Source organism: Pediococcus sp. (assembly GCF_003533255.1).
In the GTDB taxonomy this organism is placed as follows: Bacteria; Bacillota; Bacilli; order Lactobacillales; family Lactobacillaceae; genus Pediococcus; species Pediococcus parvulus.
This window is the reverse complement of sequence record NZ_DOEM01000018.1, coordinates 2,143-7,760: the sequence shown is the minus strand read 5'-3', so window position 1 is coordinate 7,760 and position 5,618 is coordinate 2,143. Positions and strand designations below refer to the sequence as shown.

Here is a 5,618-nt window from a genome sequence, read left to right as displayed (position 1 = left end):
CCGAAAATCTTTCTTGCTCCAGTCGATGTCGATTCTTGTGGTAAACTCGGCCGCAAGAACTCGCACTACGTTCCAGCCCGAATTTGCTGGAAGACGGCATTTTATCTAATTTTGCTGCCATGAACGTTTTCGTATCAAGCAACAAGATAAGTTTTTTGTGGTTTCAACCTTTAGTTAACCTATGAAAACCAGAACACGGCTCTTTTTGAGTTTTGTTCTGGTTTTTTCTATATAATGGCCTTCAGAAAAGACGCTTAGTGCTAAACATGATACTATTAAAGGGAAATAAATTTTGTAACTGCCTGGGGGAATGGCTAAGATGGGTAAAATCAGAATAAATAATATGAGCTTTCATACATTTAACGGTGTGTTTGCTGAAGAAAAGAAACTGGGTCAGCGCCTTGAAATTGATGCTGAACTCACCTATCCAATTGAAGAGAAGGTTCTGCACGACAACCTGAAAGAAACGGTTAGTTATGCGGACGTCTACCAAACCATTGAAGATTTCGTTTTAAACAATAACTACAATTTAATTGAGAGTGTGGCTAATCATCTTTTGAAAAAAATTCTGGCCACCTACCCGACTATTCAGGCCGTTAAATTAAAAGTGCGCAAATATAGCGTCCCGATTGCCGGAATCTTTGACAACATTGAAATTGAAGTTTCCGGAGAACAGCATCATGAATAATGACGTTTATTTAAGTGTTGGCTCTAATCTTGGCGATCGCCAGGCCAACTTAAAACAGGCTGTTAACCTGCTCGACCAGAATTCAGCCATCAACGTTAAAAAAGTTTCGCCCATTTATCAAACGCAACCGGTGGGTGGCGTCCCGCAAGATGACTTTTTAAATATTGCCATTCACTTGTCCACTTCTTTAGATGCCCATCGTCTTTTAGATGAGTTACATCAGATTGAACAGAATTTGCGTCGGAAACGGCTTATTCATTGGGGACCCCGGACAATTGATTTGGACATTTTGTACTTTAATCACGAAACCTATCAGGATGACACATTAATCATCCCCCATCCCGAAATTGCCAACCGCCGTTTTGTGCTGATCCCACTGTTAGATGTTTTAACAGATGACAAATTGATTGCTAAAACCCAGCAACAATTACAAACGACGCCTGACCAGAATTGGGTAGAAATTTTACATGACTAAGAGGTAACCAGAATATGATCGAAAAAAATAAAAAAAAGATAGAAAACGCCGTGCATGACATTATTGAAGCCATTGGCGATGACCCCAAAAGACCTAGCATTCAAGAAACTCCCGCCAGAGTGGCCACAGCCTATGAAGAAATCTTTGCTGAAACTGGCAAGCAACATTTTGAGGATTACAAAATTTTTAATGTTGCCGAAAATGCCGGTATGGTTTTGGTGCAAGACATTCCTTTTTATTCCATGTGTGAACACCACATCCTCCCCTTCTTTGGCACGGTCAATGTGGCCTACGTTCCGCAAAACGGTAAAATTATTGGCTTGAGTAAAATTCCCCGGTTGGTCGACTTTGCCTCGCACCGACCAAGTGTCCAAGAAAACATCACAGTGATGATTGCCGATGAATTACAACGCATTTTAAACCCTAAAGGTGTGGCAGTATCGATTTCTGCACGCCATATGTGCATGGAAATGCGTGGAATCAACAAATCGGGTCTATTTACGTATACGAATAAATTTTTGGGCACCTTTGCCGATGATCACGAGTTAAAAAACGAATTTCTCCAACAGACGCATCAGAGGTAATCACTTACCATGAACGAAGACCAACAAACCTACCAAAATTTAATTGCAAAAATGAATCATCAAGTTCTAGTCACTCAAGATAATCGGGTAACCATTTTACGAAAAATCCTGGTTGACCTCCATTATCCAGATCAGAGCTATAAAATTATCCACATTGCCGGAACCAATGGCAAGGGGTCATCCGGTGCCATGTTGGGAGCTATTTTGCAGGAAAATGGCTACCACGTGGGTCGTTTTTCCAGCCCCGCGATGTTAGACGACCGCGAACAAATTAAACTTGATGGACAAATGATTAGTTATAAGGCTTTTCTTCAAGCCTACCAATTTATTAGTGACACGCTGGGAAACCGAGATCAGGTCGCTTTGCTTTCAATTTTTGAGTGGTTTACTTTAATTGCCTTGGTTGCTTTCAAACAGGCAAAAGTAGATTTCGTGATATTGGAAGTCGGATTAGGTGGTAAAAATGATGCCACAAACGCAATCTCTGCGCCATTATTGACTTTGTTTACGCACATTGATTACGATCATACCCAAATTCTCGGCCATACCATTCGCAAAATTGCGACTCAAAAATCCGGTATCATTAAATCGGGTTCATCAGTGATTGTTGCACCCCATCAAAAACAAATTACGCGTGAAGTCTTGCGGACTGTGGCTGATAAACACCATGTGGCCATCCATTTTGTGCGTAACATTCAGTTGAAAGTTTTAAATCAGGATCAGACAGGCACCCAAGTCCAGATTAGTGGCCCCCTAATTACCAAACAAGTTTATCAACTGGGCTTGATCGGTAACTTTCAACTAGATAATTTAGCTACGGTTTTAAGTGCTGTAACTTGGCTTCGGCAAAATGGCACGTCACTCGACCAACAGTGCGTTTACAAGGCTCTATCACAGCTCAAAGTTCCCGGACGTATGCAGATTATTCAGCAGCATCCCACCGTTATTTTGGACGGAGCACATAATCCTGATGGTGCTAAACAATTAGTTCAATCATTAAAAAGTTTGTTTCCAAATCGAAAAATCCATTTTCTATTGGGCTTTTTGGCGGATAAAAATTACTTTGAAATGTTGAAAAGTTACTTACCAATTGCAACTAATGTGTATGTGAACACGCCCAGTCAGCATCAACGGGCTTTAGACAAATATCGCCTTGCCACTGTGATTCGAAATGAGTTTCATTTTGCTAACGACCATCTTTTTGAAACCAACGATTCACACGAAGCGCTTGCCCAAGCTCGGCAAAGAAGTTCCACAAACGATGTCATTATCATTACTGGTTCCTTTTACTTTATCAAACAATTTGAAGGTGAATTTCATGTTTAATCAACCAATTCTCATTGCTTCTAATAACCTAGATAAAACCATCGAACTTGCCAAATGTTTTAAGGTAGCAAATGTGCACGCCCAGTCCTATCAAAATAAGCTTGCACGCACAACCTTTCCAAAGGAAGGTACGACAAGCTATTTAGATAATGCGCGGCAAAAAGCAATTTTTATTGCTGAAAAGATGCCTCACGCTTATGTTTTAGGGGATGACTCTGGAATGATTGTAGATGCTTATCCAGATAAATTTGGTGTTGAAACTTCACGCCAACTAGTAGATTATCCTACAGATAAAGATAAAAACGATTATTTGATCAATTTGGTGGCCGGTAAATCACGAAACGTGACCTTACGGACAGATCTGGTTTTATGTTCACCTAGTCACCATCTGTATCATGGTTTTGGCGAGTTTAAGGGGACCTTTAGCGACCAAGAACGGGGCCAAAATGGTTATGGCTTTGACAAAATCCTCATTCCTCAGGGTGAAACTCATACCCTAGCCGAGATGCCAGATTGTAAAAAGGCCCCTTATTTACATCGCACAAAGGCAGTTCATAATCTTCTAAAAAGGGCGGTTCAAAACGAATATGAATATTTCTGACAAAACTGAAGAATTTGCACATCCCGATTCATTTGAGGCTCAAATCGCCTATGATACGTTACGTAACGCGCGTAAAATTGCGTTGCAGTTTACCGATCTATCTGAACCAGAAGTGGTCAAACTAACCAAATTATTGGCAGCATTTGATGTTCCCATTCGAGCCAACAAAAATAGCGTCCAGACCGTTCTCCCTTTGACTGCGTTTCAGTTGTTTATGGAACATTTCAAAGATCGGTTTCAAAACTCTGTCAGTCAAGAAAAGTTGACCGAAATTTATGCGCAGCACGGCGTTTACTGGAATTATGGAAATCAGCACCGCGATTTAATTCAAAAACCTTTAATTTACGGTATTTTAAATATTACCCCGGACTCATTTTATGATGGTGGTCGTTATTTTGAACCTCAAAAAATCATGGATCGCGTTGCTGAGATGGTTGCGGCTGGGGTGGACGTCATTGAACTTGGCGGACAAACCACACGGCCGGGTTTCAAAGAAATAACTGCCGATGAAGAGTTAGCGCGCATTATGCCTTACGTAAAGCAGATCCACGACTCCTACCCTCAAGTCACTTTAGCTGTTGACACCTACAAATTTGAGATCATGCGTGACATCGTTAAGGACGGCGAAGTTGATATTATAAATGATGTGAATGCCTTCACTGACGATCCGCGTAAACTTGCTTTATTGGCACCAACTAAAATGGGCTTGTTAACCATGCACAGCAGTCGTGACACTGAGTATGACAATTTGACTCAAGAAATGCGAAACTTTTTCAAGCAGAATCTAGATCAATTGACTGCTGTTGGAATCGATCGCGACCGTATCGCCTTAGATCCCGGAATTGGTTATGCCAAAGTTGCAGACGGTTATCAAGATTATGCGATGATGCGCAACATCGATCGGTTTAATGATTTTGACCGCCCCACAATGATTGCCATTTCCCGTAAGGGGTTTGGCGCAAAATTATTTGGTTTAAAAAAAGAGGACCGTTTATCGGTCACTCTTATTGCAGAAACTTATATGTATTTGCATGGCGGAAATATTTTGCGCGTCCATGACATTACGGAAACGAAGCAACTTGTGAAGATGCTTCAAACCATTAACAATGGGTATTGGTTCAAAAATGCTAGTAAAAAAGATTGAGACATTTTTCTCAATCTTTTTTACTAGTTTTAATTTGAAGGTAACATGGTTGCAAACGATCCGTCCCAAATACTTTCATGATGCTTGATGATTATTTGAGCATTCAAAAGGTCTGAGTCAAAGGTTGTGGTTAATCCCCTTGTGACTTCAACCTCATAATTTAGATGACGTGCAACCCGAATTGTGGTGTCCACGCAATACTCAGTTTGACCGCCACAAATTTCAACACTATGCGTGTTGTAGGTTTTTAAATAAGCCTCTAAATTAGTGTGATAAAACGAATCGGGTGTTGTTTTGACGATGAATTCATCTTTCTGCGATTTAAAGTCTAATTTGTCGGTTAATTCAAAGGCTTCGGTATCGCTTGGAATCTCATCATCGGTAGTTTGGACGAAAAAAATCGCCTTTTTTTCTTGTCGATAAACGGCGATTCGTTTGTTGATGCCTGCCACAACTGCATCAAAATTCGCCATTTTATGCAATGCATTTTGCATATCAATTACAATTAAGACATCTGCCATTATATTTCCTCTTTCATAAATCAAGTTTGTTTGACAGTACTAAATCTAAAGTACTTTCGGTATCCAAAGACGATCTATTTCCCTGTTCAAGGCATCATCAATCAAGTAATACGCTTATGAACTTTGCGAATAAGTTCAAGAGAAATGAATTGGTAATGCAAATATAACTCCCCAAATGAGCATCTTGTCCTATTATAGTACAACTGAATGGAAAAGAGGAAAACGCTACATTTTTTATTTAAGAAATTCTTAAAAACAGTGAGTGAAACAAAGCGGTAA

7 protein-coding genes are annotated in these 5,618 nt (G+C 40.1%); 6 read left to right on the top strand and 1 reads right to left on the bottom strand.

Annotated features, from left to right (window positions below; all coding sequences use genetic code 11):
- The first annotated feature begins 319 nt into the window (after positions 1–319).
- Genes folB through folP form a run of 6 tightly spaced genes read left to right on the top strand, consistent with a single transcriptional unit; the run spans position 320 to position 4,818 of the window.
- Positions 320–688 (top strand): dihydroneopterin aldolase, encoded by a 369-nt coding sequence (gene folB / locus DD627_RS04375; RefSeq protein WP_084254361.1) that lies wholly within the window; start codon positions 320–322, stop codon positions 686–688.
- Positions 681–1,163 (top strand): 2-amino-4-hydroxy-6-hydroxymethyldihydropteridine diphosphokinase, encoded by a 483-nt coding sequence (folK, locus tag DD627_RS04370; RefSeq protein WP_057785009.1) that lies wholly within the window; start codon positions 681–683, stop codon positions 1,161–1,163. Before folB ends, folK begins: the two co-directional genes overlap by 8 nt.
- A 14-nt stretch (positions 1,164–1,177) precedes the next feature.
- Complete coding sequence (gene folE / locus DD627_RS04365; protein WP_057785008.1) at positions 1,178–1,747, top strand: GTP cyclohydrolase I FolE; 570 nt, start codon at positions 1,178–1,180, stop codon at positions 1,745–1,747.
- A gap of 9 nt (positions 1,748–1,756) precedes the next feature.
- Complete coding sequence (locus tag DD627_RS04360) at positions 1,757–3,073, top strand: bifunctional folylpolyglutamate synthase/dihydrofolate synthase (RefSeq protein ID WP_260274700.1); 1,317 nt, start codon at positions 1,757–1,759, stop codon at positions 3,071–3,073.
- The gene (locus DD627_RS04355) at positions 3,066–3,674 is read left to right on the top strand and encodes a non-canonical purine NTP pyrophosphatase (protein WP_057785006.1); all 609 of its coding nucleotides are present in this window, start codon (positions 3,066–3,068) and stop codon (positions 3,672–3,674) included. The genes DD627_RS04360 and DD627_RS04355 overlap by 8 nt, the downstream gene beginning before the upstream one ends.
- The gene (gene folP / locus DD627_RS04350) at positions 3,661–4,818 is read left to right on the top strand and encodes a dihydropteroate synthase (RefSeq protein ID WP_260274701.1); all 1,158 of its coding nucleotides are present in this window, start codon (positions 3,661–3,663) and stop codon (positions 4,816–4,818) included. The genes DD627_RS04355 and folP overlap by 14 nt, the downstream gene beginning before the upstream one ends.
- 29 nt (positions 4,819–4,847) lie before the next feature.
- Here folP and DD627_RS04345 read toward each other — a convergent pair whose 3' ends face one another.
- Entirely contained in the window at positions 4,848–5,339 is a 492-nt protein-coding gene (locus DD627_RS04345; RefSeq protein ID WP_260267128.1) for an isochorismatase family protein, read from the bottom strand.
- Positions 5,340–5,618: the final 279 nt, after the last annotated feature.

Excerpts from the sequence above, each read along its gene's own strand:
- folB (WP_084254361.1), top strand. The coding sequence starts at position 320 with ATGGGTAAAATCAGAATAAATAATATGAGCTTTCATACATTTAACGGT.
- folK (WP_057785009.1), top strand. The coding sequence starts at position 681 with ATGAATAATGACGTTTATTTAAGTGTTGGCTCTAATCTTGGCGATCGC.
- folE (WP_057785008.1), top strand. The coding sequence starts at position 1,178 with ATGATCGAAAAAAATAAAAAAAAGATAGAAAACGCCGTGCATGACATT.
- DD627_RS04360 (WP_260274700.1), top strand. The coding sequence starts at position 1,757 with ATGAACGAAGACCAACAAACCTACCAAAATTTAATTGCAAAAATGAAT.
- DD627_RS04355 (WP_057785006.1), top strand. The coding sequence starts at position 3,066 with ATGTTTAATCAACCAATTCTCATTGCTTCTAATAACCTAGATAAAACC.
- folP (WP_260274701.1), top strand. The coding sequence starts at position 3,661 with ATGAATATTTCTGACAAAACTGAAGAATTTGCACATCCCGATTCATTT.
- DD627_RS04345 (WP_260267128.1), bottom strand. The coding sequence starts at position 5,339 with ATGGCAGATGTCTTAATTGTAATTGATATGCAAAATGCATTGCATAAA.